The sequence below is a fragment of the Streptococcus sp. FDAARGOS_192 genome, from assembly GCF_002073815.2.
GTDB classification, from domain to species: Bacteria; Bacillota; Bacilli; order Lactobacillales; family Streptococcaceae; genus Streptococcus; species Streptococcus salivarius_H.
The window spans coordinates 2,147,145-2,173,222 of record NZ_CP020431.2 but is presented as its reverse complement, the minus strand read 5'-3'; the positions used below and the strand labels follow the sequence as shown (position 1 = coordinate 2,173,222).

Below are 26,078 nucleotides of genomic sequence, written 5' to 3'. Positions count from 1 at the left end.
CTTTCTTTGGATAAGTCCTCGAGCTATTAGTATTAGTCCGCTACATGTGTCACCACACTTCCACTTCTAACCTATCAACCTGATCATCTCTCAGGGCTCTTACTGATATAAAATCATGGGAAATCTCATCTTGAGGTGGGCTTCACACTTAGATGCTTTCAGCGTTTATCCCTTCCCTACATAGCTACCCAGCGATGCTCTTGGCAGAACAACTGGTACACCAGCGGTAAGTCCACTCTGGTCCTCTCGTACTAGGAGCAGATCCTCTCAAATTTCCTACGCCCGCGACGGATAGGGACCGAACTGTCTCACGACGTTCTGAACCCAGCTCGCGTGCCGCTTTAATGGGCGAACAGCCCAACCCTTGGGACCGACTACAGCCCCAGGATGCGACGAGCCGACATCGAGGTGCCAAACCTCCCCGTCGATGTGAACTCTTGGGGGAGATAAGCCTGTTATCCCCAGGGTAGCTTTTATCCGTTGAGCGATGGCCCTTCCATGCGGAACCACCGGATCACTAAGCCCGACTTTCGTCCCTGCTCGAGTTGTAGCTCTCGCAGTCAAGCTCCCTTATACCTTTACACTCTGCGAATGATTTCCAACCATTCTGAGGGAACCTTTGGGCGCCTCCGTTACCTTTTAGGAGGCGACCGCCCCAGTCAAACTGCCCGTCAGACACTGTCTCCGATAGGGATAACCTATCTGGGTTAGAGTAGCCATAACACAAGGGTAGTATCCCAACAACGCCTCACTCGAAACTGGCGTCCCGAGGTCATAGGCTCCTACCTATCCTGTACATGTGGTACAGATACTCAATATCAAACTGCAGTAAAGCTCCATGGGGTCTTTCCGTCCTGTCGCGGGTAACCTGCATCTTCACAGGTACTAAAATTTCACCGAGTCTCTCGTTGAGACAGTGCCCAAATCATTACGCCTTTCGTGCGGGTCGGAACTTACCCGACAAGGAATTTCGCTACCTTAGGACCGTTATAGTTACGGCCGCCGTTTACTGGGGCTTCAATTCATACCTTCGCTATTGCTAAGCACTCCTCTTAACCTTCCAGCACCGGGCAGGCGTCACCCCCTATACATCATCTTACGATTTAGCAGAGAGCTGTGTTTTTGATAAACAGTTGCTTGGGCCTATTCACTGCGGCTGACCATAAGTCAGCGCCCCTTCTCCCGAAGTTACGGGGCCATTTTGCCGAGTTCCTTAACGAGAGTTCTCTCGCTCACCTGAGGCTACTCGCCTCGACTACCTGTGTCGGTTTGCGGTACGGGTAGAGTATAATTAACGCTAGAAGCTTTTCTCGGCAGTGTGACATCACTAACTTCGCTACTAAACTTCGCTCCCCATCACAGCTCAATGTTATAGATATAAGCATTTGACTCATATCACACCTCACTGCTTGGCCAGACACTTCCAATCGTCTGGTTTAGTTAGCCTACTGCGTCCCTCCATCACTATATACTCTAGTACAGGAATATCAACCTGTTGTCCATCGGATACACCTTTCGGTCTCTCCTTAGGTCCCGACTAACCCAGGGCGGACGAGCCTTCCCCTGGAAACCTTAGTCTTACGGTGGACAGGATTCTCACCTGTCTTTCGCTACTCATACCGGCATTCTCACTTCTATGCGCTCCAGCACTCCTCACGGTACACCTTCTTCGCACATAGAACGCTCTCCTACCATACCTATAAAGGTATCCACAGCTTCGGTAATATGTTTTAGCCCCGGTACATTTTCGGCGCAGGGTCACTCGACTAGTGAGCTATTACGCACTCTTTGAATGAATAGCTGCTTCTAAGCTAACATCCTAGTTGTCTGTGCAACCCCACATCCTTTTCCACTTAACATATATTTTGGGACCTTAGCTGGTGGTCTGGGCTGTTTCCCTTTCGACTACGGATCTTAGCACTCGCAGTCTGACTGCCGATTATATCTCGTTGGCATTCGGAGTTTATCTGAGATTGGTAATCCGGGATGGACCCCTCACCCAAACAGTGCTCTACCTCCAAGAGACTTAACATCGACGCTAGCCCTAAAGCTATTTCGGAGAGAACCAGCTATCTCCAAGTTCGTTTGGAATTTCTCCGCTACCCACAAGTCATCCAAGCACTTTTCAACGTGCCCTGGTTCGGTCCTCCAGTGAGTTTTACCTCACCTTCAACCTGCTCATGGGTAGGTCACATGGTTTCGGGTCTACGACATGATACTAATGCGCCCTATTAAGACTCGGTTTCCCTACGGCTCCGTCTCTTCAACTTAACCTCGCATCATATCGTAACTCGCCGGTTCATTCTACAAAAGGCACGCTCTCACCCATTAACGGGCTCGAACTTGTTGTAGGCACACGGTTTCAGGTTCTATTTCACTCCCCTCCCGGGGTGCTTTTCACCTTTCCCTCACGGTACTGGTTCACTATCGGTCACTAGAGAGTATTTAGGGTTGGGAGATGGTCCTCCCAGATTCCGACGAGATTTCTCGTGTCTCGCCGTACTCAGGATACTGCTAGGTATAAAGACTATTTCGAATACGAGGCTATTACTCTCTTTGGCCTACCTTCCCAGGTAGTTCTTCTATAATCTTTAAGTCCACGTTGCAGTCCTACAACCCCGAAGAGTAAACTCTTCGGTTTGCCCTCTTGCCGTTTCGCTCGCCGCTACTAAGGCAATCGCTTTTGCTTTCTCTTCCTGCAGCTACTTAGATGTTTCAGTTCACTGCGTCTTCCTCTACATTACCTTAACAGTAATGAGTGACAGGCATTACCTGCCGGGTTCCCCCATTCGGACATCTCTGGATCATTGCTCACTTACAGCTCCCCAAAGCATTTCGTCGTTAGTCACGTCCTTCATCGGCTTCTAGTGCCAAGGCATCCACCGTGCGCCCTTATTAACTTAACCTTATTTTGGTCTTTCGACCTAACTCATTAAATATTCACAGCGTTTCGGTTTATTTTCTTGTTACTATCTATATGTATTTAATTACATATGGAATTTGATATAGATATTCAATTTTCAATGGACAATACTTGAATCTTTCGATTCAATGGAGCCTAGCGGGATCGAACCGCTGACCTCCTGCGTGCAAAGCAGGCGCTCTCCCAGCTGAGCTAAGGCCCCACAAGACCTCTCAAAACTAAATAAGAAACTCAAGTACATTCCGTTTTTCCTTAGAAAGGAGGTGATCCAGCCGCACCTTCCGATACGGCTACCTTGTTACGACTTCACCCCAATCATCTATCCCACCTTAGGCGGCTGGTTCCAAAAGGTTACCTCACCGACTTCGGGTGTTACAAACTCTCGTGGTGTGACGGGCGGTGTGTACAAGGCCCGGGAACGTATTCACCGCGGCGTGCTGATCCGCGATTACTAGCGATTCCGACTTCATGTAGGCGAGTTGCAGCCTACAATCCGAACTGAGATTGGCTTTAAGAGATTAGCTTGCCGTCACCGACTCGCAACTCGTTGTACCAACCATTGTAGCACGTGTGTAGCCCAGGTCATAAGGGGCATGATGATTTGACGTCATCCCCACCTTCCTCCGGTTTATTACCGGCAGTCTCGCTAGAGTGCCCAACTGAATGATGGCAACTAACAATAGGGGTTGCGCTCGTTGCGGGACTTAACCCAACATCTCACGACACGAGCTGACGACAACCATGCACCACCTGTCACCGATGTACCGAAGTAACTTTCTATCTCTAGAAATAGCATCGGGATGTCAAGACCTGGTAAGGTTCTTCGCGTTGCTTCGAATTAAACCACATGCTCCACCGCTTGTGCGGGCCCCCGTCAATTCCTTTGAGTTTCAACCTTGCGGTCGTACTCCCCAGGCGGAGTGCTTAATGCGTTAGCTGCGGCACTGAATCCCGGAAAGGATCCAACACCTAGCACTCATCGTTTACGGCGTGGACTACCAGGGTATCTAATCCTGTTCGCTCCCCACGCTTTCGAGCCTCAGCGTCAGTTACAGACCAGAGAGCCGCTTTCGCCACCGGTGTTCCTCCATATATCTACGCATTTCACCGCTACACATGGAATTCCACTCTCCCCTTCTGCACTCAAGTTTGACAGTTTCCAAAGCGAACTATGGTTGAGCCACAGCCTTTAACTTCAGACTTATCAAACCGCCTGCGCTCGCTTTACGCCCAATAAATCCGGACAACGCTCGGGACCTACGTATTACCGCGGCTGCTGGCACGTAGTTAGCCGTCCCTTTCTGGTAAGCTACCGTCACAGTGTGAACTTTCCACTCTCACACTCGTTCTTGACTTACAACAGAGCTTTACGATCCGAAAACCTTCTTCACTCACGCGGCGTTGCTCGGTCAGGGTTGCCCCCATTGCCGAAGATTCCCTACTGCTGCCTCCCGTAGGAGTCTGGGCCGTGTCTCAGTCCCAGTGTGGCCGATCACCCTCTCAGGTCGGCTATGTATCGTCGCCTAGGTGAGCCGTTACCTCACCTACTAGCTAATACAACGCAGGTCCATCTTGTAGTGGAGCAATTGCCCCTTTCAAATAAATGACATGTGTCATCCATTGTTATGCGGTATTAGCTATCGTTTCCAATAGTTATCCCCCGCTACAAGGCAGGTTACCTACGCGTTACTCACCCGTTCGCAACTCATCCAAGAAGAGCAAGCTCCTCTCTTCAGCGTTCTACTTGCATGTATTAGGCACGCCGCCAGCGTTCGTCCTGAGCCAGGATCAAACTCTCATTAAAAAATTTAATAATTGTTCGAGCGTTAACTCATTACCGTCGTCTGACGATTTATTCTTGTAAATTGACAGGTTATAATTCTTCTATCATAACCCTGCACTTGGTTTCTTATTCAGTTCTCAAAGGTCTTTGTCTCTCTTAAGACAACTTCTATATTCTAGCAAATCTAGAATACCTTGTCAACACTTTTTTGAAGTTTTTTTACTTCTCGTGTCTGCTATCTCTCGCGAAACAGCTTATTTATAATATCATCTCTGGCCTGTCTTGTCAATAACTTTTTTAAAGTTTTGGAACCTTTTCAAGTTTGTGGCAAGTCAGTTAAGACAACTTTTATATCTTAACACCCAAATAAATGCTTGTCAATAGGTTTTTTCAAAAAATAAAGGAAGCATGTCTCTCAACCTACTTCCCTTCTTTTTTAATTATTTAGCTTCAATCAAACCGTAGTTACCGTCTTCTCGTTTGTAAAGAACATTAGTTGTATGATCCTCGCTATCAGTATAGATAAAGAAGTCATGACCCAACAATTCCATTTGAAGGATAGCTTCTTCAACATCCATTGGTTTCAACTCAATGTTTTTAGTTCTTACAACTTCAACAGCTGGTGCTTCTTCAACTTGTTCGTTATTAAAATCAGCTGAGAATACTTCTCTTGTTGGAACTTTTTCACGATGCTTACGTGCAATTTTTGTTTTGTTTTTACGGATTTGTCTTTCAATCTTATCAACCACTAGGTCAATAGAACCATACATATCTTGCGAAACATCTTCTGCTCTTAGTGTTACAGAACCTGTTGGAATAGTAACCTCTACTTTAGCTGTCTTTTCGCGATAAACCTTAAGATTTACACGTGCATTCAATTCTTGGTCTTCGTTGAAGTATTTTTCAACTTTGCTAAGTTTACTTTCAACATAGTCACGAAGTGCTTCAGTTACTTCGATGTTTTCGCCACGGATACTATATTTAATCATAAAAGACCTCTTTCTCGCTTGTTAGCGTTTTCTTTATCTATATTATATCCTTTTCATGAAAATTTGCAAGGATTTTTATTATCTAGCTAGTGAAAAGGTCAAAACTTCTTTAATACCAATAGCTTCTAATAGTTGAACCATCTGATATAAAGTAGATCCTGTTGTATAGATATCATCCACTATAATAATCTTATCTGGTACATCTATACCTTTCTTGAGACAGAAGGCATTATCTTGACTTAAACGCTCCTCACGTGTTTTCGATGATTGCTTCTCAATATCTCTTTTCTCAAAGATATCCTGATAGGGAATTCCCTCTATTAATCCCTCAACTTGGTTGAATCCTCTTTCTACCAGGCGTTCTTCTGATAATGGGACTGGCACTATGGCGTAACCTTTTTTAAAAAATGGTTTTAAGTTATTTCTTATATCTTTTTGAAATATTTTTCTAAGACAATAGTCTCCCATAAATTTATAGCGGCTAAAATAATCTTTCATGTTTTCTTCATAACGATAAATGGCAAGGTGCTTAGGAATATAGCCTTTTTTCATCCAAAGTTTACAATCAATACAGGTATCTCTATGTAACTCCTTATTACAATTTTGACATCTTTCTTTTGAAAGTTTTTTAAACTGATTTTTACAAGATACGCAGGAGTACTCTTCTCTTTGGTTAAACGTAATCAGGTCTCTTAATTTTGGCACTGATTCAATCCAGTCATTACATAGTAGACACTTCATTGTTAAATCCTCCTTTTTTATTCATAACTTTTATTTCTTCTCGGCAACGAAGCATTGATTTGGATAGTCCTTCATGAAAGAAATAAAGCTTCCCTGTCGGTCTATCTGGAGATCTTCCAACTCGACCTCCTATCTGAATAAGACTCGAACTAGTGTATAAGTGATGATTTGCCATACAAACAAAAACATCTACTTGTGGAAAGGTTACACCACGTTCAAGGATAGTTGTTGTCACTAAGATGGATAACTCTTTTTCCCGGAACTGCTCTACGGTAGCTGAACGCTCCTCACTTTTTGAGGAAACAAAGCCCATTTTTTCATCTGGAAGATAGTTTTGTAGAATGCTAGTGAACTTTTCACCTATCGCTATATTTGGAAAAAAGATTAATAGAGGGAATTTGGATTTACGTTGCTTTTTAATCTGATAAACAAGAGGTCTTGGAAGCTTGCCTCTCATTAGAGATTTTTGTAGTCTTCCCTGCCAAAAGAATTTGGGAAGTACTAAAGGATTTCCATGGAAACGTCTAGCAAGGTGATGCTTTTCTAAAGCTCCAAGTCGAACTTGCTCCTCTAAAGATAATGTAGAAGTCGCTGTTAAATAAATATATCGACCAGTTTCCTTCTTTGCCTGCTCCACAGCATGATTTAACATGACATTTCCTACAAAAGGGAATGCATCAACCTCATCAACGATAACTAGGTCAAAGTTCTGGTAAAACTTTAGTAGTTGATGGGTGGTAGCTATTACAAGCGGACTTCCATCATATGGTTCACTCTCAGCATGAAGCAAAGAAATACTACAAGTAAAATCCCCCTGCATACGAAGAAATAACTCTCGACAAACATCAACCCGAGGACTTGCAATAGCTACACGACCTTTATTTTCAAGAACATAGGCAACGATTTTATAAATCATCTCGGTCTTACCAGCACCGGTCACAGCATGTACGAGACTGTCTTTCTGTTTTTGATATGTTACTAAAAGATTCTCTGAGACCTCAGCTTGATAGGGAGTCAGTTCTCCCAACCACTTCAAAACAGGAAATTCAATTTCAGATGTTTTCGAAGGAAAATAATAAAGTTCTTTTCCTTCTTGATTTCTGCCAAAGACAATACACGCTCTGCAATAATACTGACCTTCCGGTAATTGCCAATCTTCCTCTATCTGACTGTAACATCTTTTACATCTAATTTGTTTATCGACCTTTATCATACTTTCTAATGTTGATGCCTCTGAGTGATAGTCCACTGGCAATTGTTCTTTCGTAAATAGTCGTCCATAATATTCTTTAGGTACCATATCTTTCTATTCGAAAATATGTTTGATTTCATCTTTTTATGATAAAATTTTTTTATGGATTACAAAACTATTGCCAACGATGGAATCGTTGAAGAAGAAATAAAAAAATCTCGTTTTATTTGTCACTTGAAACGTATTAGCAGTGAGGAAGAAGGGCGAGAGTTTATCGCTCAGATTAAGAAAGAGCATCACAAGGCTAATCATTCTTGCTCTGCAATGATTGTTGGAGATGATGGTCAAATTAAGCGTTCGAGTGATGATGGCGAACCTTCTGGAACAGCTGGTGTGCCTATGCTTACTGTTCTAGAAAAACAAGGACTTACAAATGTCGTAGCTGTTGTGACTCGTTATTTTGGAGGAATCAAACTTGGGGCAGGTGGTCTTATCCGCGCTTACTCTGGTAGCGTTGCCCATGCTATTGAAGAAATTGGTCGGGTAGAAGTCAAGGAATTAACAGGACTAACCGTAGAGTTAACCTACTCTCAATACCAAGTCTTCTCCAACTTCCTTGAAAAAGAAGAACTCCTAGAATTTGATACAACTTTCTTATCAGATGTTTCTACTACTTTATTTGTCGAAGAATCTGAGATTGAAAGACTCGGTCAGGAACTAACTGAGTTCTACCAGGGGAAAGTTAATTATGAAAAATCTGGAAAGAAAATCGTTGAAATTCCTATCTGATAGTCAAACGTTATCACAGTGATAAAGAAGATGTATTTTACAAGTTGAGCCCACCGTCGTATACTTAAAACCATCAATCAAAGATTAAGAGGATTTTAAATATGACAATTTACAACTCAATCACTGAACTTGTTGGAAAAACACCTGTTATTAAACTTAACTCTATTGTTCCAGAAGGATCAGCAGATGTTTACGTTAAACTTGAAGCCTTTAACCCTGGTTCTTCAGTAAAAGACCGTATTGCTCTTCGTATGATTGAAGATGCTGAAAAAGCTGGTACGATTAAACCTGGTGATACCATTGTTGAACCAACTTCAGGTAACACTGGTATCGGTCTCGCTTGGGTTGGGGCTGCTAAGGGCTATAAAGTTGTTATCGTAATGCCTGACACAATGAGTGTTGAACGTCGTAAAATCATCCAAGCTTATGGAGCTGAACTTGTATTGACTCCTGGTAGCGAAGGAATGAAGGGTGCGATTGCTAAGGCTAAAGAAGTTGCTGCTGAACGCAACGGTTGGGTACCACTTCAATTCGCCAACCCATCAAACCCAGCTGTCCACGCGGCTACAACTGGTCAAGAAATTCTTGAAGATTTTGGTGCAGAAGGTTTGGATGCCTTTGTTGCTGGTATCGGTACTGGTGGTACTATTTCAGGTGTTTCAAAAACCCTTAAGGCTGCTAATCCAAATATCAAGGTTTATGGTATTGAAGCTGACGAATCTGCCGTCTTGAATGGTGATAAACCAGGACCACACAAAATTCAAGGTATCTCAACTGGTTTCATTCCTGACACATTGGATACAAAATCATATGACAGTGTTGTGCGTATTCCTTCTGATGAAGCTATCGCAACATCACGTACATTGGGTAGCCAAGAAGGTTTCCTAGCTGGTATCTCATCAGGTGCTGCTATTGCTGCCGCCCTTAAGGTTGCCGCTGAGCTTGGCGAAGGCAAAAAAGTCTTGACACTCTTGCCTGACAATGGTGAGCGTTACCTCTCTACAACACTTTACGATTTTCAAGACTAATAAAAAAGAAGCTGGAACATAATGTTCTAGCCTCTTTTTTATTGTATAAAGTTCAAGCCTGTAGTTCATTAATTACTAGAAATAGCAAGGGTTATAATCTCATTTCCACTGAACTGTTCCTACAAACTTTCTATTTTTTAAGATAACTAAAGTCTTAAGAATTTAGTTTGTTTCATCCTTTTTATTAGTCTAACTCTTTTGCTTCTGTTTCTGCAATTTCAGTAACTGTAAATCCTGCTTCTACAAAAACCTTCTTGAGTTGATCAATTCCAATCTCTCCTTCAACTTGGAGTTCGACACGAAGTACAGTTTCATTTTTAGGTGCAACAATTGTACGTTCGATGTTGAGATTCTCACTAGCGATAAGGTTCGCAATTTTTTCCAAAACACGTGGAGTATCTGGAACTTCCAACCCAATACGAATTCCCGCTTGACCATAACCAGAAATTTCTAAGAAAGCACGAAAGACATCTTTATCTGTGATAATTCCTGAAATTTGGTCATTGTCCACAACTGGAAGAACTCCAACCTTATTTTGAAGCATGATATAGATTGCATCCTCAAGGCTAGCATACTTGGAAACAGTGAGGACATTCTTAATCATGATATCTCCTACCTTTGTCTTATTAAGGAGATAGTTCATTTCATAAATTGACAAGCTTGTTGCTTTTGATGGTGAAGCCTCCGCCATTGTACCTTCTGTAATAAGCCCAACAAGTTTATCGTGTTCAATTACCGGCAAACGACGCAACCCTTTATCACGCATAATATCTGCAGCTGCTGCAACTGTTGTTTCTGGTGAGATATAAACCACACGTTTCGTCATAAAATCTTTTACTGCCATATTTCATTTTCCTCCGAATGATTTCTTACTTGTATTATACCACACAAATTGTAACCGATTGCAATATTTTACTGAAAAATTAGTATTTTACAATCAGTATGAGACGATAGAAAAACGCCCTTGGGCGCTTTTTCTTATCCTCCAAGATAGGCTTTACGAACTTCATCTGATGCAAGAAGTTCTTCACCAGTACCTGAAAGAACCACTTTACCAGTTTCAAGAACGTAACCACGGTCTGCAATTGACAAAGCCTTATTGGCATTTTGCTCGATCAAAAGAACGGTAGTCCCTTGTGCCTTAATATCTTCGATAATATCAAAAATTTCCTGAATAAAGATTGGAGCAAGTCCCATTGAAGGCTCATCCAAAAGCAAAAGTTTTGGACGACTCATAAGGGCACGGCCCATTGCAAGCATTTGTTGTTCACCACCAGAAAGTGTCGCTGCATCTTGATTCTTACGTTCTTCTAGGCGCGGGAAACGTTGGAAGACTTTTTTCAAGAGAGCTGCGTTCTCTTCTTTATTTGTATGAAGGAAAGCTCCCATTTCAAGATTTTCCATTACGGTTAATCCTGCAAATACATGACGTCCCTCAGGTACTTGAGCTAAACCTTCAGCAACAATCTTACGTGCAGGTGTTTTATGGATATCATTTTCGAGATAAGAAATGGTTCCCTCAGTTGGACGAACAAGACCTGAGATTGTACGAAGAATTGATGTCTTACCTGCACCGTTAGCACCGATTAGAGTTACAACTTCACCTTCATTAACTTCAAAGCTGACGTTTTTAACAGCTTCAATAGATCCATATTTAATTGAGAGATTTTCAACTTTCAACATAGCCATTATGCTTCACCTCCCAAGTAAGCTTCAATAACGCGTTTGTTATTCTTAATTTCATCAGGTGTTCCTTCTGCAATCAAGCGTCCGTATTCCAAAACATAGATACGCTCAGTAACATCCATGACCAAACTCATATCATGTTCAATCAAGATGATTGTAATACCGAAGTCTTTTTGAATTTGACGAATATGAGCAGTCAATTCAGCTGTTTCTTGTGGGTTCATACCCGCAGCTGGTTCATCAAGGAAAAGGATTTTTGGTTCTGTTGCAAGCGCACGAACAATTTCCAAATGACGTTGTTGTCCGTAAGCCAAGTTTTTCGCAAGTGTATCTGCCTCTCCATCCAAGTTGAAGATAGCCAAGAGTTTCATAGCTTTTGCTTTTAACTCTTCCTCACTTGAATAGTACTTAGGCAAACGCAAAAGAGATGCAAAGAAATTTGAAGGTTGCTTATTTGACAAACCAACAAGAACATTTTCAAGCACAGTCATGTCTTTGAAAAGACGGATATTTTGGAAAGTACGTGACAAACCGAGTGAAGCGATTTTATAAGGTGCTTTACCATTTAGGACTGTACCATCAAGTGTAACCGTTCCTTCACTTGGCTCATAGACGCCTGTCAAAAGGTTGAACAAGGTTGTTTTACCAGCTCCGTTTGGTCCGATAAGCCCAACCAACTCACCTTCATTGAGTTCCATTGAAACATCACCAACGGCAGTCAAACCACCGAAGTTTTTAGTTAGATTTTTAACTTCAAGAAGTGCCATTTTTATTTGCCCTCCTTAGATTTATTGAAGAATTTTGAGAGATAGAGTTCTTTTGTTCCAAGAAGTCCACCTGGACGGAAGAGCATTACAAGAATCAAAGCCAAGGCGTAAATAATCATACGAAGGTTTGAAACATTTTGGAGGAACATGTTGATAATACCAAGAACAACAGCGGCAATGATAGTACCTGTGATAGATCCAAGACCACCAAGAACGGCAATGATAAGGTAATCAATTGATTTCATGATAGTGAAGTCTTTTGGCACGACTGTACCAATGTAGCTGACATAAAGTGAGCCAGCAATCGCTGAAATCATGGCACCGATAACAAAGATAAGAACCTTCATTTTTGTGACATTAACACCCATTGACTCAGCAGCAATTTCATCTTCACGAAGAGTGATTGCTTGACGTCCAGTTGCTGAACGTAAGAAATTAAGCACCAAAATTGTAATGATTACCACAAAGAAATAAATCACAGGCCAACTAGTATAAGGAAGGATACCTGTCAAACCAGCGGCACCATTGGTCAATTCACCACCATTAACGATAATGATACGGATGATTTCAGCCATACCAAGAGTTGCAATGGCAAGGTAGTCACCTTTCAAACGAAGGGTAGGTAGACCAAAGATAAGGGCAACAATAGCTGCGATGATGACACCGACAACCATTGAGAGGTAGAAACCGTCATATGTTGGCATCATACCAGTGATGATAGCTGATGAATAGGCACCAATTGCCATGAAACCAGCTTGCCCAAGTGTAAATTGCCCTGAGAAACCAAGAACCAAGTTAGTACCAAGTCCCATAAGGATTGAGATTCCAATCCCCATTAAGATTTGGATGTAGTAAAGGTTCATGATACCTGAAAGTTCAAGAGCTTTCAAGATAAGGAAGAGCCCAATGATAAGACCAAACCAAATAAGGTTTACTTTTAGATTTTTCTTCATGTCTTACACCTTCTCTTTCACATTTTTACCGAGGATACCCGCTGGGCGAACCAAAAGGATAACAATCAAGACACCATAAACGATGGCATCACGGTAACTTGACAAACCAATTGCAGTTGATAATGTCTCCAAAATACCGATAACAAATCCACCAAGTGCTGCACCAGGGATAATACCGATACCACCAAGAACAGCGGCAACAAAGGCTTTAATACCTGGCGTCATACCCATAAGAGGTTCGATAGAGTTATAGTAAAGACCAATAAGGACACCCGCTGCCCCTGCTAGTGATGATCCAAGAGCAAAAGTGAAGCTAATAGTGTTATTAACATTAATACCCATCAATTCAGCGGCATCACTGTCTACAGATACGGCACGCATAGCTTTACCCATCTTAGTCTTTTTAACAATCAATTGAAGAGCAACCATAAGCACAAGCGCAACTACCAAGATAAGCAATTGCACATTTGTTACAGAGATTGATCCAAGATGATAAGTCTCAATTGCAATCTTTTGAGGGAATGAACGTGTATCTGCCCCTACAAATAGAACCATGATGTACTCAAGGAAGAATGAGACACCGATAGCTGTAATCAAGGCAGAAATACGTGTCGAATTACGGAGCGGGCGATAAGCCAAGAACTCAATAACAACCCCTAAAATCGCACAGACAAGCATAGCAAAGACAAGGGCAACCCAGAAATTCATTCCAAGGCTATTAATCGCATAGTAACCAACGAAGGCACCCATCATATAGATGTCTCCATGGGCAAAGTTAATCAATTTGATAATCCCATAAACCATGGTATATCCAAGGGCAAGTAGGGCATAGATACTACCCAAGATAATACCATTGACTAGTTGTTGGGGAAGTTGTTCAAAAAACATATATAACCAAACTTTCTAGTTCATTTTCAGTATAGATAACAGATTATTTTTCAATTTCAACGGCTTCCGCTGAAACTTCTTCACCATTATCTCTTTTAACCATAAGAGCTGCTTTAATAGGGTTATGATCCTTATCAATCGTCATTTTACCAGTAACCCCGACAAAGTTTTTCAAATGTGCTAAGTTATCAGCAATATCAACTGATGTTTTCGCATCTTTAGATGCTTCTGCAATCATATAAACTGAATCGTACGCTAGAGCAGCAAACATATTTGGTTCAGTTTTGTAAGCTTTTTTATATGCTTCGATGAATCCTGATGCTTTGTCAGAAAGAGAAACATTTGTTGAATACCCTGATACATAGTAGACGTTTGACGCATTTTTTTTACCTGCAAGCTCAGTAAATTTCGCATCACTGAATCCGTCAGGTCCTAGAATTGGTTTATCAATTCCAAGGTCACGTGCTTGTTTAGTGATAATACCAGTCTCAGTATAGTAACCAGGCATTACAATCGCATCATAATCAAGGTCTTTAAATTTAGTCAAAGCTGACTGATAGTCCTTGTCACCTGAAGCAAAGGTAGCTTCAGTAACGATTTTACCTTTATATTCACGCTTGAATTCATCCGCAATCCCCTTTGCATAATCCGAAGCATTATCATAGTAGAGAACTACTTTCTTAGCATTCAAATTATTGTAAGAATAAGCTGCCAAAACTTTACCTTGGTAGCTATCTTTAAAGGTTGTACGGAAAACAAATTTCTTAGCTCCGTTAGCATCTACCGTAAGGTCATCCTGAGTACCAGAAGGTGTCAACAAAGGAACCCCTGTTTTTTGTGATACGAGGCTAGCCGCAGCGACAGCACCTGATGTCGCTGGACCAACGATAGCATTTACATTACTCTGAATAGCCAAGTTCGTTGAAGAGGTTGAAGCTTCAGCGTTTTCAGATTTATTATCTTTTGTGACAAGCTCAAGTTTTTTGCCATCGACGCCACCAGCTTTGTTAATTTCATCAACGGCCAACTTAATACCATTTTGCTCTGCCTTACCATAGGCTGCAACGGCACCTGTCAACTCCATATTAACACCAATTTTGATGGTATCGCCAATCTTAGTACCATTGGCATTAGCAGTCACATCTGGTGACTTGCCACAGGCAACCAAGAAAATGGAAGCAAAAAAGGCTAACACAATAAGTGTGATCTTTTTAGACATAAGATTTCTCCTTAATATTTTCTTAAAAAAGTCCACCTTATAGCTTACAGAATTATCAGACAATTGTCAACTACACATAACTAAACTTTAGCCACAGTAATCGTTTCCATTACTTTAAGAATAACTCTTTGAAAATAAAAAAACTTTTCTCCTATTAAAGAGAAAAGTTCTTAAACGGTTCAGGAACTGAGGTGTCGTAGCGTTCCAGACTACCTACAAAGTCCATATCAATATCAGAATAGTAGGAAGGCAGAACTTTTTTCACTGCTTTCATTCCATCGAGCTCTTTCAAAATATCCTCAACCTTGTCCTCATCTACATAAAGGTGCACGTAACGCATCTTATAAGAATGGTAGACAACATCCCCAAACTTGGTAATTTTACGTAAGTCTCTATTGTAGTATAAATAAACAATAATGCCTTGACGCTTAATCATGACTCATTTTCTCCTTTATGTTAGTGTCTCCCTTTTTATGATGCGGTTTGTGAGGGGCAAGAGGTAGCCCAGAATCGATAAAAATCTGGTCTGAAACAGCTTGGGCAATCTCCTCACCAAGATTGGCTAAAATAGTCTGCAAATCGAACTCTGCCTGACGATAGCCAATAACCACCTCGTTCAAATCAATTTGGCGCTTCATTCGCAAAACCTGACGTTTCAACTCTCTCACATCTGGTCTAAAAGCCTCGTACTCCTTAGCAGTATCATAGCTATCCTTTAATTCCTGAAATGCAAAGAGTTGCTCTTGAAGTTCTCTGTCATTTTCGAATTTCTGGCGTTTCAAACGGTAATTTTCTACCTCAGGTAGCTTTAGAAAATACGAAACAAGACAATCTATAGCTTGATCAATAGCAAGCAACTCCTCATTGATTATTAACATGTTTTCTATTATAACACAAAAAGCCAGATGAAACGGTCCTTATACAACCGATTTGCATCTGACTTTTATTTAAGACAAGCTCAGTCTATTTTAATTGGTTATTAGCCATGATTTCATCGATAAAGCCATATTCAAGCGTTTCTTGGGCACTCATCCAATTGTCACGTTCAGCGTCTACATGAACTTTTTCAATTGGATGTCCAGAATTATCCGCCAAGATTTGCTCCAAGTTATTACGCGTTTTGAGCAAATGTTCAGCTGCGATAGCCATGTCTGTTTGTTGCGTACCACCACCAGTACCACCCATTGGTTGGTGAATCATGTACTCAGCATTTGGCAACATGAAACGTTTACCTTTGGTACCGCTTGAAGCGATAATTGTTCCCATAGATGCTGCCATCCCCATAACGATAGTCTGAACATCAGACTTGATGAAGTTCATTGTATCAACAATGGCAAGACCTGCCGAAACTGATCCACCTGGTGTATTAACATAAAGATAGATATCTTTTGTGTTGTCTTGAGCATCCAAGAACAAGAGTTGGGCGATAATTGAGTTTGCCATATTATCTTCAACAGGACCTGTTAACATGATGATACGATCCTTGAGCAAACGTGAGTAAATATCATAAGAACGCTCACCGCGCGATGTTTGTTCAATTACTACAGGAATCATATGAATCCTCCTTTTAATATTGTCTTGATGCTATTATATGATTTTAGTCAAATTAGGTCAAATAAAAAACATTATTCTTAGCACTCTTTTCAAAAGAGTGCTAAATCACTCTAAAACAATTTCACTTGAAACTTATTAATCTAGTAAAAAAAGGGAAATTTTCCCTTTTTCAACCTATTTTGTACCAAATAGACGGTCACCTGCATCTCCAAGACCTGGAACAATATAACCGTTTTCATTAAGTTTCTCATCCAAAGATGCTGTGTAAATATCGATATCTGGGTGAGCATCTTGCAATTTTTTGACACCTTCTGGTGCTGCAACCAAGCAAACAAACTTGATATTAGCTGCACCACGTTTTTTAAGTGAGTCTACTGCCAAGATTGCTGAACCACCAGTCGCAAGCATTGGATCTACTACAAAGATCTGACGTTGATCAATGTCTTCTGGTAATTTTACTAAGTACTCAACTGGCTCAAGAGTTTCCTCGTCACGATACATACCAATATGACCAACTTTAGCTGCTGGTACAAGGCTAAGGAAACCATCGACCATACCAATACCCGCACGAAGAATTGGAACAATCGCCAATTTCTTACCAGAAAGTTGTTTTTGTACAGTTTTAGTAATTGGTGTTTGAATTTCAACCTCTTCGAGAGGAAGGTCACGAGACACTTCGTAACCCATGAGCATAGCAATTTCATTAACTAGCTCACGGAAGTCCTTAGTAGAAGTATCCTCACGACGGAGGATTGAAAGTTTATGTTGAATCAGTGGATGTGAAATAACTTGAAATTTACCCATAATAGTTTCTTCCTTTGCTTTATATTCACTCCATTATATCAAAAAGGCAAAAAAAACGCTTGCTTTACTGCAAACGTTTTTGAAAAGGATTATTTTGGCTCTATAATTTCTGTAGTGGGTAAAACCACTGTAGAGATTATAGAGCTTTTTGAGTGTACACAAAAAGTCCCATAAGAACTATAATGAAAAGTGACCAAACCATCATTAGGAAGAACTTATGAGACTTATTAAGAATACCACAGAATTAATCGGAATTAAAGACCAAAATATCAAGATTTCACTTGTTTTTGAATCTGACACTCATATCGAGATTCAAGCAAAACTTGATTATCCTGCACCATCATGTCCTCACTGCCAAGGAAAGATGATCAAATATGACTTTCAAAAAACCTCTAAAATCCCTCTTCTCGAGCAAGCTGGAACTCCAACTCTACTACGTCTGAAAAAACGTCGTTTCCAGTGTAAAAATTGTAGGAGAGTCACGGTAGCTGAGACATCTATCGTTGAGAAAAACTGCCAAATCTCCAATCTAGTCCGACAAAAGGTTACACAACTCCTAACTGAGAAGGTATCACTAACGGATATTGCCAGAAGACTTCGTGTATCGACGTCCACTGTCTATCGTAAACTTGACCAGTTTACTTTCAAGGAACATTTTGACAAACTCCCAAGGGTTATGTCCTGGGATGAGTTTGGGTTCAAGAAAGGGGAATTGGCTTTTGTTGCTCAAAACTATGAGACAAACAAACTCATAACCATCCTTGATAATCGCTGCCAAACTACTATACGAAACTACTTTTTGAAGTATCCATTGAAAGTCCGACAACAGGTACAGTTTATCACGATGGATATGTCTGGAGCTTATATTCCACTGGCTCGCAAACTCTTTCAAAACGCCAAAATCATTCTTGATCGATTTCACATTATTCAGCACCTTGGGCGTGCCTTTTTAAAGACAAGAATTGCGATTATGAACCAGTTCGATAAGAAGCTTCTACCCTATCGAGCCTTGAAAAATCACTGGCAACTCTTTCAAAAGGACAGCCGTAAGTTATCTCTCAATTCTTTCTATTCAAAGACTTTCCGTCAAACCTTAAGTCCACATGAAGTTGTTGGGAAAACACTAGATTTTTCAGAAGAGCTTACCGACTACTATACACTTTATCAGCTCTTACTTTTTCACTTTCAGGAGAAGAGAGTAGATGAGTTTTTTGAGCTCATAGAGGAGAATATAAGCAAGGTCAATCATTACTTCAAAACTATCTTTAGGACCTTCCTTAGACACAAACCATACATCAAAAACGCACTAGAAACACATTACTCAAATGCAAAATTGAAGGGGACCAATAAGCTTATCAAAGACATCAAACGTCTGGGCTTCGGTTTTAGAAACTTTATTAACTTTAGGAAGCGTGTTTTCATCACTCTGAACATACAAAAAGAGAAAACCTATCTGGTCCTCTCTAGATGTTAGCTTTTCGTCACCCACTACAGTTGACAAAGAGCCATTATTTTTTAGGCAAATGAATCTTTCCTGTGACCAAACCATAGCCAAGAAGAGCTAGACTTGCAATGGCTGCAAAGATAGTCGCCAAGATTGAAAGAATGTTGCTCTTTGAACCTTCTGAATCACTTGGTGTCTTAGGAGTCGTAGCAAGTTTGGCAGCAACTTTAGTATTGTTGTCTTTACTTGACTCATCAGACTTAGTTACTTCATCAGCTTTAGCGACTCCGTGAGACTGAACTTCCTCTTCAGACTTAGCTGGTTTTGGAGCTTCTGTTTCAGTGACAGACTCTTCTTTAACAGGAGTCGTTGAAACAGTTGGTCCAGTTGCTACAATAGCCTCTGGTACTGGTGACGCAATCTCTGTAGCTTGAGCTACTGGACGACGGTCACCCACAGAACTCTCTGTTGAAGGTTTCGCAGGAACCTCTACATGATGATCATCTGATGAATTATTATCATTAGATGGGCGGTCTGTGAAATAAGGGAACGGATTACGAACTGGAGAATCTGGATTCGTCGGCGTTGCTGGTTTATCTTCTTTATTAGTTGATGGTTGATTATTGTCTGCTGGTTTAGAAGGTGTATCTGGTTTGTTAGACTTATCATCAACAGAATGATTACCTTCTGTTGGATTTACTGGTGTTTCTGATTTATCTGATTTCTTGTCTTCACCATCTTTAACAGTTACAGTTAAGACACCGCGAGCTTCAGAAACGCCCGGTGAACCATCAACTGTAGGATAAGTATGTGGTTTAAGACCATAATCTGACACTGCATAATAATCTACGTTATAGTCCTCATTTGGCAATTTAGCACTGTTTTGATCGGCCACGTGTACCAAGCTTTCACTAGATTTATCCCAAATCCAGTCCCCTTGGTTGGTCATCTTAGGAAGAACTTCTGTAGTATCATCTTCATTCATCTTAATGAGGAAGCTTGGAGCCCATGTCGATTTATTCTCAGCACCAGCAATACCACCACGGTTAGTCATGTAAGAAGTTACCAAAAGAGTATCTGATGATCCTTCAACAGGAACCGCATAGTAAGAATAGGTAGATGTACGCCAGTCAGCTGGAACAGAGGCTGTCAAGACCACACCTGAGCCGTTAAGTGGACGGTATTTCCCACGGAGGCTGTCTGATACGAATCCAAGCATGACAACGTCATCACCGACAGCTTCACGCGCTGCTACAGTACCTTCAGCATCCGTAGATTTGTTGATACGTGAAGCAGTGAAGAGGTAATACTTGCCACCCATCTTAACAACACTTGGACGTTCTACTTCATCAGTAACCATGTGGCTAGTGACAAGCGGTGTGTAAAGTTCAGCTACAGATGGATTTTTCTCATTATCATCAAGTTTCAAGATACCGATAGAACCATTTGCCCATGATGCAAGGTTGTAAAGGTGTTTATTATTAACAATATTGAGGAATGACTTAAGGTTAAAGGCGTCATCTCCTCCATAGTTTGACCATTTGTAAATTTGTTTTTCGCCTTGGTAGTTTTCGTCACCTGTATTTGATTCAAAAATAAGGTAACGGCTACCGTTATCTTCAATGATGTGTGGGTCACGAAGACAGTAGTTATCCGTACGGTCTGGATTACCATCATGGTTATGGTCATCATCAAAAGTACTCATAAATTTAGGATAGCTTTGATAGTGATAATTATCTCCACCAAAGAGAATGTGGTCATTTTCAACTGACTTGATAACAACTTCGTCGTTTTCAACAGCCAAGTTAAGTGTAGCACTAGCCAATTGTTGCCAGTTTAATTTACCACCACTAGTATCATTCTTAGTGTAATAAAGTTGGATACTACCATCAGAGTTAACAGTCGCTGAACCTGACCATTGTTGGTCATCTTCAAGGGCATTATAACCAAAGATTGGACCCGCATTTTTCCAATGCGTAAAGTCATTATCTCCGTATTTACTATAGAGCAAGTAAATGTGGTTTGAGTTTTTATTTGGTGCACCGGCCATTGAGATAACCAACTGATAACCGTTCCAGTTGCTTACTACACCTGACTCAGCATCTTGGACTGGCCAAGAATCCCAAACGTCGATTTCTTCTTTTTTCATCGTTTGGGCATCAACAGTGTTGAAAGCAGGCATATTGATGATTGTATCTGCTTTAAAGTAAGGAACTGCCAATTTGCTGTCTTGCTTCAAGAAGCTAGCAACGATATCTTTCAAGTTACGGTAAGTCAAGCTAGTACCTGTACCCTTGATAGCATCATCGCTAAAGTCAACTTTATTAAGTGCTTTAATTTCTTCCTCAGTCAAGGCAACGATTTGATCTGAGGTCATATTATCTTCAACAATAGACTTGATACGACCGTTAAGTTTGCTAAGGTTTGCATTAGCAGCGCTGTTTTCAGTAGGTTTAAGGGCTACTTCAGTATGTGTATCAGCTGTTTCTGAGCTTGCTGTTGAAGTTGGTGCTTCTACTGCAGCCTCTGATGTATGAGCTGGAGCAGAAACCGCAGCAACTGTTGATGAAGGTGTTGTTGCATCTGATGAAGATGTCACTACTGTGCTAGACGCCTTTTCTTCGACTACTGATGGAGTTGTGTTGCTTGGTTGTGTCTCTGTAACTGGTGTAGTTGTAACCTCTGAATGTGCAACTGAAGATTCAACTGCTTCTGAAGTTGCCACACTTGTTGCTGTTTCACTGGCTACCGTTAGAGATGCTGTGCTTGTTTCTGGTGTTGCTGTCGCAGTAGCTACAGCTGGTGCTGTTTCTGTAACTTGATCAGCTTTTACCTGAGTGGCACCTAAAAATGCCAAGGTACCAACAAGTGCTGATGTTGCCCCTACTGCGGCAACCTTACGGATGCTATAACGCATCTTTTTGCACTCTGCTTGCTTTGGTGCTACTGTATTTGACTGTGAATTAACTGTACTATCCATATAAAACTCTCCTTTTAGGTTTTTACATGTTTTATTCTATCATTTTTTAATCTAAATTCCAATCTTTTTTTAATGACAAATTGATATTTTTTGTAAAAAACTATTTTTTTGTTAAAATAATAACTACAAAATAAGTAATTTTATCAGGAAATATCACTATATGGAATCAAAATATTCACCTCTAATTTTAGCTCTCGTTTTTTTAATTTTATTTTTTGTTTTTATAATAAAAAATGAGAACGCTAACAATCCTTCCCAAAAAACAAATAAGGTTTCTGTGAGTCAAACCTTTCATCTAGCATCTCATAAAGGATGGTCTAACGACCTACAGACTATCGTGTGGAATCAAGAAAAAAATTACTATGATATCTATTTTCTACACTCTGTGGATGGGGCTACTGACCCTTTTGGACCCAACGGTCAAGATTGGACACATACAACGACTAAAGATTTTATCACCTATAGTAAACAAGAGACTGCTATACCAGCAAAGGGTGGTGACCCTAAAGAGGGGTGGCATTCTGCTTGGACAGGTAGTGTAGTCACAGATAGTCAGGGGATTTCTGGTATCCAAAACGAAGAACCTGTCGCCTATTTTACTGGACTCATGGATGATGGAAGCCAGGCAATCTATGCTAGTGCATCAAATGACAAGGGAGCTAGCTTTACTAATTCCCTAAAAGATGGTAAACCTTTATTGACAAAGGAACAATCCTATAACGGTAAAGATTTCCGCGATCCTTATGTCTTCCACTTCAAAGACAAATTACTCATGTATGTCGCTGAAGGTAACGCCTTAGGTGTTTATCAATCTCAAGATGGTATCAACTGGACCAAAGCAGATAGCAAGGGAGACTCCAAAATCCTACCTGAAACATTTTTTAAGGGGCGTAACTGGCAGAACAATGCTCCTATCGAGTGTCCCGTTCTCAAAACAATGACAACAACTGACGGTCAGGACAAGCAAGTTCTCTTTTTTGGAGCTAAGGATACAGCTTCAGGCGAAACAACTGGAACCTACTATACTGTAGGGCATTTAGATGGTAACGGCTTATTTATTGCAGATACAGGAACAAAACGCTTAGATCAAGGCTCAGACTATTATGGCGCTAACTTCACTGGAAGCAATCGAATCGAAGAAAGCAATCATAACCTTATCAGTCTTGGCTGGGTTGGTAATTGGAACTACTTCACGTCAGGCATTCACAGTGACCAAGAGGCCAAGAGTGATTTTCTAAAAACTATCGGTTTTTACGCTACACCCAGACAGCTACAACTGGATAAGGACGGTATTATTCAGTCCGCTCCCCTCTATAAAAATGAACAATTAACCCTCAAAAATCAAAACGGCAACATTTCGAGTCAAAGGCCACTCACCAGTGACAATAGAAAACCTTGGATTGATAAAAGTCACAATCAGAATGCTAATGGCCTTCTTGACCTTGCTGAAAAAAATAGTGCGGGGTATTACCAACTGCATTTTTCAAATATTAAGAAAGAAGGAGGCTATATCTACATTGATATCTGGCAAGGCTCTGATTACGTTAAAATCGCCTACCAAATAACAAGTGGTACCTATCAGGTCTCTGCCTATGCTGCTGAACTGAATAACAGCATGGATGGTAGTCAAACTGCCTCTTCTTACTATTACGATGGTCTCTTGGGTAACGGTCAAGGTTATAAAGCTGACAGTCACTATAAGGAAACTGATAATATCACTATAACGCTTATTACAGATAATCGTAGCTTGGAAATTTTCTTCCCCAATGGTCAAACCTACACTCTAGCCAGATTTAATACCTCTGGCAGGCAGGATGTCAAGGTCTTCTCCACTCAGAAAGATCTTCTATTAAACTTGAAAATCTACGATGTACACTCATAACAATAATAAAAGTGATGCTGTTCGCATCACTTTTATTATTTTCCAAAGACAGAAACGAGACGTTTAACTCCTTCTGCAACAACTGTAGTTGGCGTAGCTACGTTAAAGCGGAAATGTTTTTCTCCTTCAGAACCAAAAGTAATACCGTCATTTAGCACTACCTTGGCTTCTTCTTTAAGCAAACGTCCAAGCTCATTATGGTCTTGATCATAGGCTGAAAAATCAAGCCATACCAAGTAAGTTCCCTCAGGTTTCATGACCTTGATATTAGTCTTTTCACTAAGTTCCTTGGTTAAAAGGTCAATATTAGTTTCAAAGACAGTTTTCAATTCCTCTAACCAAGGTTGCCCATAGGTCAGAGCTGCTTGGGTTGTAATCAAACCAATGGTTGGAATTTCATGTTGATTATTTGCCAATTGCTTTTGTTTAAAGGCTTTACGTAAGTCTTCATTTTCAATGATAGTAAAACTGTTTTTGGTACCAGCAATATTAAAGGTTTTAGTAGCCGAACTAAGCACCAAGGTAAAGTCCTTGTAAGCATCTGAAATGGTATTCATAGAGATGTGCTTATTTCCATATAGAGCTAAGTCTTGGTGGATTTCATCAGATACCAAGAGGACACCATGTTTCTGGCACAAATCTGCCACCTTAGTCAATTCTTCTTTAGTCCAGACACGCCCACCCGGGTTATGTGGGCTACAGAAAACATAAAGTTTAACATCATTCTCGACGATATCACGTTCCAATTGTTCAAAATCAATTTCGAAATGGCCATTAACCTTAACAAGACTATTTTCAATCAACCGACGATTATTCAAGCGGACAGAACGAGCAAAAGGTGGATAAACTGGTGTGTTGATGAGAACAGCATCACCTTCTTTGGTAAAGGCTTGAATAGCCGTTGAAATAGCTGGAACAACACCTTCAATGAGAACAATACTCTCTTTATCAACGACGTAACCGTGTTGATTTTTTTCCCAATTAATGATGGACTGATAAAGCTCTTCACTTGGATAAGGATAACCAAAAATATGTGTCTCAGCATAGTTGATAACTGCATCCCTAATCTCAGGAACAGGTAGGAAGTCCATATCAGCAACCCAAAGCTCAAGTAGTTCTGGATTACTTTCGGCTTCGTGCCATTTCATGGTATTTTGATCCAAGCGATTTGGTTGTGTTGTAAAATCATAACGTGTCATAGATAACTCCTTAAAGACTAAGGGCATTTTCCAAGTCAGCAATCAAATCTTGTGCTGCTTCAATACCAATTGAAAGACGAAGCAAGTCGTCTGTCAAACCATAGGAAGCACGCACATCACCTGGAATATCTGCGTGGGTTTGTGTCGTTGGGTAGGTAATCAAGCTTTCGACACCACCTAGACTCTCCGCAAAGGTAAAGACCTTTAGAGAATTGATAATGGTAGGAATCTTGTCTTGATTAGCCACTTTGAAGGAAATCATACCACCCTTGCCTGGATAGAGGACTTCCTTAACAGCTGGTGACTTTTCTAAGAAAGCTACAACTTCTTGAGCATTGGCTGTCGATGCCTCCATTCGAAGTTTTAAGGTTTTAAGACCACGCATGAGCATATAGCTATCAAATGGTGACAAGGTAGGACCAGTAGTATTGAGGTTATAATAAAGTTTATCGTAGAATTCTTGGTTGCTGGTCACAACAACACCAGCCAAAACATCATTATGCCCTGATAGATATTTAGTAGCTGAATGTACAACGATGTCAGCACCTTGAGTAATCGGGGTTTGATAGATTGGGCTATAGAAAGTATTATCAACAATCACCACCGCACCCTTGTCATGAGCAATTTTGGCCACTTTTTCAATATCAAACTCAATCATAAGTGGGTTTGTCGGTGTTTCGATGTAGACAATATCGGTATCTTCTGTAATAGCCGCAATCATCTCGTCTTCTGTATTAGTGTATTCAAAAAAGAAACGCCCTTCTTTTTCCTTGTCATTAAACCAACGGAAAGAACCTCCGTAAAGGTCACGTGCAGCTACAACCTTACTGCCTACTGGGAAAATTTCAAAGGCCAAAACAATGGCGCTCATCCCTGAACTTGTCGCAATAGCATAATCTGCTTTTTCAATAGCTGCAAGTGTTTTTTCCACTGTTGCGCGTGTTGGATTTTTAGTTCGTGTATAGTCAAAACCAGTAGAATGGCCAAATTCTGGATGTTGGTAAGTTGTTGAAAAATGAATTGGTGAAGCCAAGGCTCCTGTTGCTTCATCCGAATTGATTCCTGCGTGTGCCAAAACGGTTTCTAATTGATATTCTTGTGTCATAATGTGCCCTTTCTACATGGTAAAGTGGATATGCTCCATATCTATGACCTCTATTTTATCACTATTTTCTGAAAATAATGGTAAGTTCATCATACGGATTCTTGATAGTTAGTTATAGTTTATTTCTATAACCTAAAAAGACAGATAGATAC

At 40.7% G+C, this 26,078-nt stretch carries 19 protein-coding genes, 1 tRNA gene, 2 rRNA genes and 1 pseudogene; 4 read left to right on the top strand and 19 right to left on the bottom strand.

The genetic code is table 11. The features are described from left to right. Positions 1 to 6 precede the first annotated feature (6 nt). From A6J31_RS11185 to A6J31_RS11160, 6 genes are all read right to left on the bottom strand, one after another. Positions 7 to 2,906 (bottom strand): 23S ribosomal RNA (locus tag A6J31_RS11185). 146 nt (positions 2,907 to 3,052) lie between these two features. Further along, positions 3,053 to 3,125, bottom strand: a tRNA-Ala gene (locus A6J31_RS11180). A 54-nt stretch (positions 3,126 to 3,179) separates the two neighbouring features. Then, positions 3,180 to 4,727: ribosomal RNA gene (locus A6J31_RS11175) — 16S ribosomal RNA — on the bottom strand. Together the 16S and 23S rRNA genes with 1 tRNA gene alongside form the textbook arrangement of a ribosomal RNA operon. A 419-nt stretch (positions 4,728 to 5,146) precedes the next feature. Next, the gene (gene hpf, locus A6J31_RS11170) at positions 5,147 to 5,695 is read right to left on the bottom strand and encodes a ribosome hibernation-promoting factor, HPF/YfiA family (protein ID WP_080611208.1); all 549 of its coding nucleotides are present in this window, start codon (positions 5,693 to 5,695) and stop codon (positions 5,147 to 5,149) included. 78 nt (positions 5,696 to 5,773) lie between these two features. Continuing rightward, positions 5,774 to 6,436, bottom strand: coding sequence for a ComF family protein (locus A6J31_RS11165; protein WP_080611207.1), 663 nt, complete (start codon positions 6,434 to 6,436; stop codon positions 5,774 to 5,776). Beyond that, on the bottom strand, positions 6,417 to 7,736 hold the full coding sequence (locus A6J31_RS11160; RefSeq protein ID WP_080611205.1) for a DEAD/DEAH box helicase: 1,320 nt from the start codon (positions 7,734 to 7,736) through the stop codon (positions 6,417 to 6,419). The genes A6J31_RS11165 and A6J31_RS11160 overlap by 20 nt, the downstream gene beginning before the upstream one ends. 54 nt (positions 7,737 to 7,790) lie before the next feature. Between A6J31_RS11160 and A6J31_RS11155 the strand changes: the two genes are divergently transcribed. Both A6J31_RS11155 and cysK read left to right on the top strand, forming a co-directional pair. Beyond that, positions 7,791 to 8,417 carry a YigZ family protein gene (locus A6J31_RS11155; protein WP_080611204.1) on the top strand — a complete coding sequence of 209 codons (627 nt, stop codon included), beginning with the start codon at positions 7,791 to 7,793 and terminating at the stop codon, positions 8,415 to 8,417. A gap of 101 nt (positions 8,418 to 8,518) precedes the next feature. Beyond that, complete coding sequence (cysK, locus tag A6J31_RS11150) at positions 8,519 to 9,445, top strand: cysteine synthase A (protein ID WP_002883742.1); 927 nt, start codon at positions 8,519 to 8,521, stop codon at positions 9,443 to 9,445. Between the two features lie 184 nt (positions 9,446 to 9,629). Here the strand turns inward: cysK and A6J31_RS11145 are convergent, their stop codons facing one another. From A6J31_RS11145 to upp, 10 genes are all read right to left on the bottom strand, one after another. Continuing rightward, positions 9,630 to 10,289 carry a CBS and ACT domain-containing protein gene (locus A6J31_RS11145; protein WP_038675333.1) on the bottom strand — a complete coding sequence of 220 codons (660 nt, stop codon included), beginning with the start codon at positions 10,287 to 10,289 and terminating at the stop codon, positions 9,630 to 9,632. Positions 10,290 to 10,423: 134 nt separating this feature from the next. Continuing rightward, positions 10,424 to 11,134 carry an ABC transporter ATP-binding protein gene (locus A6J31_RS11140; protein WP_080611202.1) on the bottom strand — a complete coding sequence of 237 codons (711 nt, stop codon included), beginning with the start codon at positions 11,132 to 11,134 and terminating at the stop codon, positions 10,424 to 10,426. Beyond that, complete coding sequence (locus tag A6J31_RS11135) at positions 11,134 to 11,898, bottom strand: ABC transporter ATP-binding protein (protein WP_002883723.1); 765 nt, start codon at positions 11,896 to 11,898, stop codon at positions 11,134 to 11,136. Before A6J31_RS11135 ends, A6J31_RS11140 begins: the two co-directional genes overlap by 1 nt. A 2-nt stretch (positions 11,899 to 11,900) precedes the next feature. Beyond that, a complete protein-coding gene (locus tag A6J31_RS11130; RefSeq protein WP_080611201.1) occupies positions 11,901 to 12,851 on the bottom strand; it encodes a branched-chain amino acid ABC transporter permease in 951 nt (316 codons plus the stop codon). A 3-nt stretch (positions 12,852 to 12,854) separates the two neighbouring features. Beyond that, a complete protein-coding gene (locus A6J31_RS11125) occupies positions 12,855 to 13,739 on the bottom strand; it encodes a branched-chain amino acid ABC transporter permease (protein WP_002890014.1) in 885 nt (294 codons plus the stop codon). A 43-nt stretch (positions 13,740 to 13,782) separates the two neighbouring features. Beyond that, complete coding sequence (locus tag A6J31_RS11120; protein WP_073949256.1) at positions 13,783 to 14,958, bottom strand: ABC transporter substrate-binding protein; 1,176 nt, start codon at positions 14,956 to 14,958, stop codon at positions 13,783 to 13,785. 154 nt (positions 14,959 to 15,112) lie between these two features. Then, positions 15,113 to 15,394, bottom strand: coding sequence for a DUF2129 domain-containing protein (locus A6J31_RS11115; protein WP_014633923.1), 282 nt, complete (start codon positions 15,392 to 15,394; stop codon positions 15,113 to 15,115). Then, the gene (locus tag A6J31_RS11110) at positions 15,387 to 15,836 is read right to left on the bottom strand and encodes a YlbF family regulator (protein ID WP_080611199.1); all 450 of its coding nucleotides are present in this window, start codon (positions 15,834 to 15,836) and stop codon (positions 15,387 to 15,389) included. The genes A6J31_RS11115 and A6J31_RS11110 overlap by 8 nt, the downstream gene beginning before the upstream one ends. Before the next feature lie 85 nt (positions 15,837 to 15,921). Then, positions 15,922 to 16,512: an ATP-dependent Clp protease proteolytic subunit gene (locus A6J31_RS11105; protein WP_080611198.1), complete on the bottom strand. Its 591-nt coding sequence runs from the start codon at positions 16,510 to 16,512 to the stop codon at positions 15,922 to 15,924. A 174-nt stretch (positions 16,513 to 16,686) separates the two neighbouring features. Next, positions 16,687 to 17,316, bottom strand: a complete 630-nt coding sequence (gene upp / locus A6J31_RS11100) for a uracil phosphoribosyltransferase (protein ID WP_002883819.1) — start codon at positions 17,314 to 17,316, stop codon at positions 16,687 to 16,689. 217 nt (positions 17,317 to 17,533) lie between these two features. Here upp and A6J31_RS11095 point away from each other — a divergent pair. Further along, positions 17,534 to 18,783, top strand: a pseudogene (locus A6J31_RS11095) (ISL3 family transposase). A gap of 41 nt (positions 18,784 to 18,824) precedes the next feature. Here A6J31_RS11095 and A6J31_RS11090 read toward each other — a convergent pair. Beyond that, entirely contained in the window at positions 18,825 to 21,740 is a 2,916-nt protein-coding gene (locus tag A6J31_RS11090) for a glycoside hydrolase family 68 protein (RefSeq protein WP_073949262.1), read from the bottom strand. 337 nt (positions 21,741 to 22,077) lie between these two features. Between A6J31_RS11090 and A6J31_RS11085 the strand changes: the two genes are divergently transcribed. Continuing rightward, complete coding sequence (locus A6J31_RS11085) at positions 22,078 to 23,622, top strand: glycoside hydrolase family 32 protein (protein WP_263970028.1); 1,545 nt, start codon at positions 22,078 to 22,080, stop codon at positions 23,620 to 23,622. Between the two features lie 35 nt (positions 23,623 to 23,657). On the opposite strand, the gene A6J31_RS11080 is transcribed toward A6J31_RS11085, so the two are convergent. Both A6J31_RS11080 and A6J31_RS11075 read right to left on the bottom strand, forming a co-directional pair. Beyond that, positions 23,658 to 24,821: a MalY/PatB family protein gene (locus A6J31_RS11080; RefSeq protein ID WP_021151464.1), complete on the bottom strand. Its 1,164-nt coding sequence runs from the start codon at positions 24,819 to 24,821 to the stop codon at positions 23,658 to 23,660. Between the two features lie 10 nt (positions 24,822 to 24,831). Next, positions 24,832 to 25,926, bottom strand: coding sequence for a cystathionine gamma-synthase (locus A6J31_RS11075; RefSeq protein ID WP_037599041.1), 1,095 nt, complete (start codon positions 25,924 to 25,926; stop codon positions 24,832 to 24,834). Positions 25,927 to 26,078: the final 152 nt, after the last annotated feature.

What these genes read in the sequence shown, in the direction of transcription:
- A6J31_RS11120 (WP_073949256.1), bottom strand. Translation starts at nt 14,958, where the DNA reads ATGTCTAAAAAGATCACACTTATTGTGTTAGCCTTTTTTGCTTCCATT.
- A6J31_RS11125 (WP_002890014.1), bottom strand. Translation starts at nt 13,739, where the DNA reads ATGTTTTTTGAACAACTTCCCCAACAACTAGTCAATGGTATTATCTTG.
- A6J31_RS11135 (WP_002883723.1), bottom strand. Translation starts at nt 11,898, where the DNA reads ATGGCACTTCTTGAAGTTAAAAATCTAACTAAAAACTTCGGTGGTTTG.
- A6J31_RS11160 (WP_080611205.1), bottom strand. Translation starts at nt 7,736, where the DNA reads ATGGTACCTAAAGAATATTATGGACGACTATTTACGAAAGAACAATTG.
- cysK (WP_002883742.1), top strand. Translation starts at nt 8,519, where the DNA reads ATGACAATTTACAACTCAATCACTGAACTTGTTGGAAAAACACCTGTT.
- A6J31_RS11145 (WP_038675333.1), bottom strand. Translation starts at nt 10,289, where the DNA reads ATGGCAGTAAAAGATTTTATGACGAAACGTGTGGTTTATATCTCACCA.
- A6J31_RS11105 (WP_080611198.1), bottom strand. Translation starts at nt 16,512, where the DNA reads ATGATTCCTGTAGTAATTGAACAAACATCGCGCGGTGAGCGTTCTTAT.
- A6J31_RS11115 (WP_014633923.1), bottom strand. Translation starts at nt 15,394, where the DNA reads ATGATTAAGCGTCAAGGCATTATTGTTTATTTATACTACAATAGAGAC.
- A6J31_RS11075 (WP_037599041.1), bottom strand. Translation starts at nt 25,926, where the DNA reads ATGACACAAGAATATCAATTAGAAACCGTTTTGGCACACGCAGGAATC.
- A6J31_RS11130 (WP_080611201.1), bottom strand. Translation starts at nt 12,851, where the DNA reads ATGAAGAAAAATCTAAAAGTAAACCTTATTTGGTTTGGTCTTATCATT.
- A6J31_RS11110 (WP_080611199.1), bottom strand. Translation starts at nt 15,836, where the DNA reads ATGTTAATAATCAATGAGGAGTTGCTTGCTATTGATCAAGCTATAGAT.
- upp (WP_002883819.1), bottom strand. Translation starts at nt 17,316, where the DNA reads ATGGGTAAATTTCAAGTTATTTCACATCCACTGATTCAACATAAACTT.
- A6J31_RS11080 (WP_021151464.1), bottom strand. Translation starts at nt 24,821, where the DNA reads ATGACACGTTATGATTTTACAACACAACCAAATCGCTTGGATCAAAAT.
- A6J31_RS11165 (WP_080611207.1), bottom strand. Translation starts at nt 6,436, where the DNA reads ATGAAGTGTCTACTATGTAATGACTGGATTGAATCAGTGCCAAAATTA.
- hpf (WP_080611208.1), bottom strand. Translation starts at nt 5,695, where the DNA reads ATGATTAAATATAGTATCCGTGGCGAAAACATCGAAGTAACTGAAGCA.
- A6J31_RS11155 (WP_080611204.1), top strand. Translation starts at nt 7,791, where the DNA reads ATGGATTACAAAACTATTGCCAACGATGGAATCGTTGAAGAAGAAATA.
- A6J31_RS11090 (WP_073949262.1), bottom strand. Translation starts at nt 21,740, where the DNA reads ATGGATAGTACAGTTAATTCACAGTCAAATACAGTAGCACCAAAGCAA.
- A6J31_RS11140 (WP_080611202.1), bottom strand. Translation starts at nt 11,134, where the DNA reads ATGGCTATGTTGAAAGTTGAAAATCTCTCAATTAAATATGGATCTATT.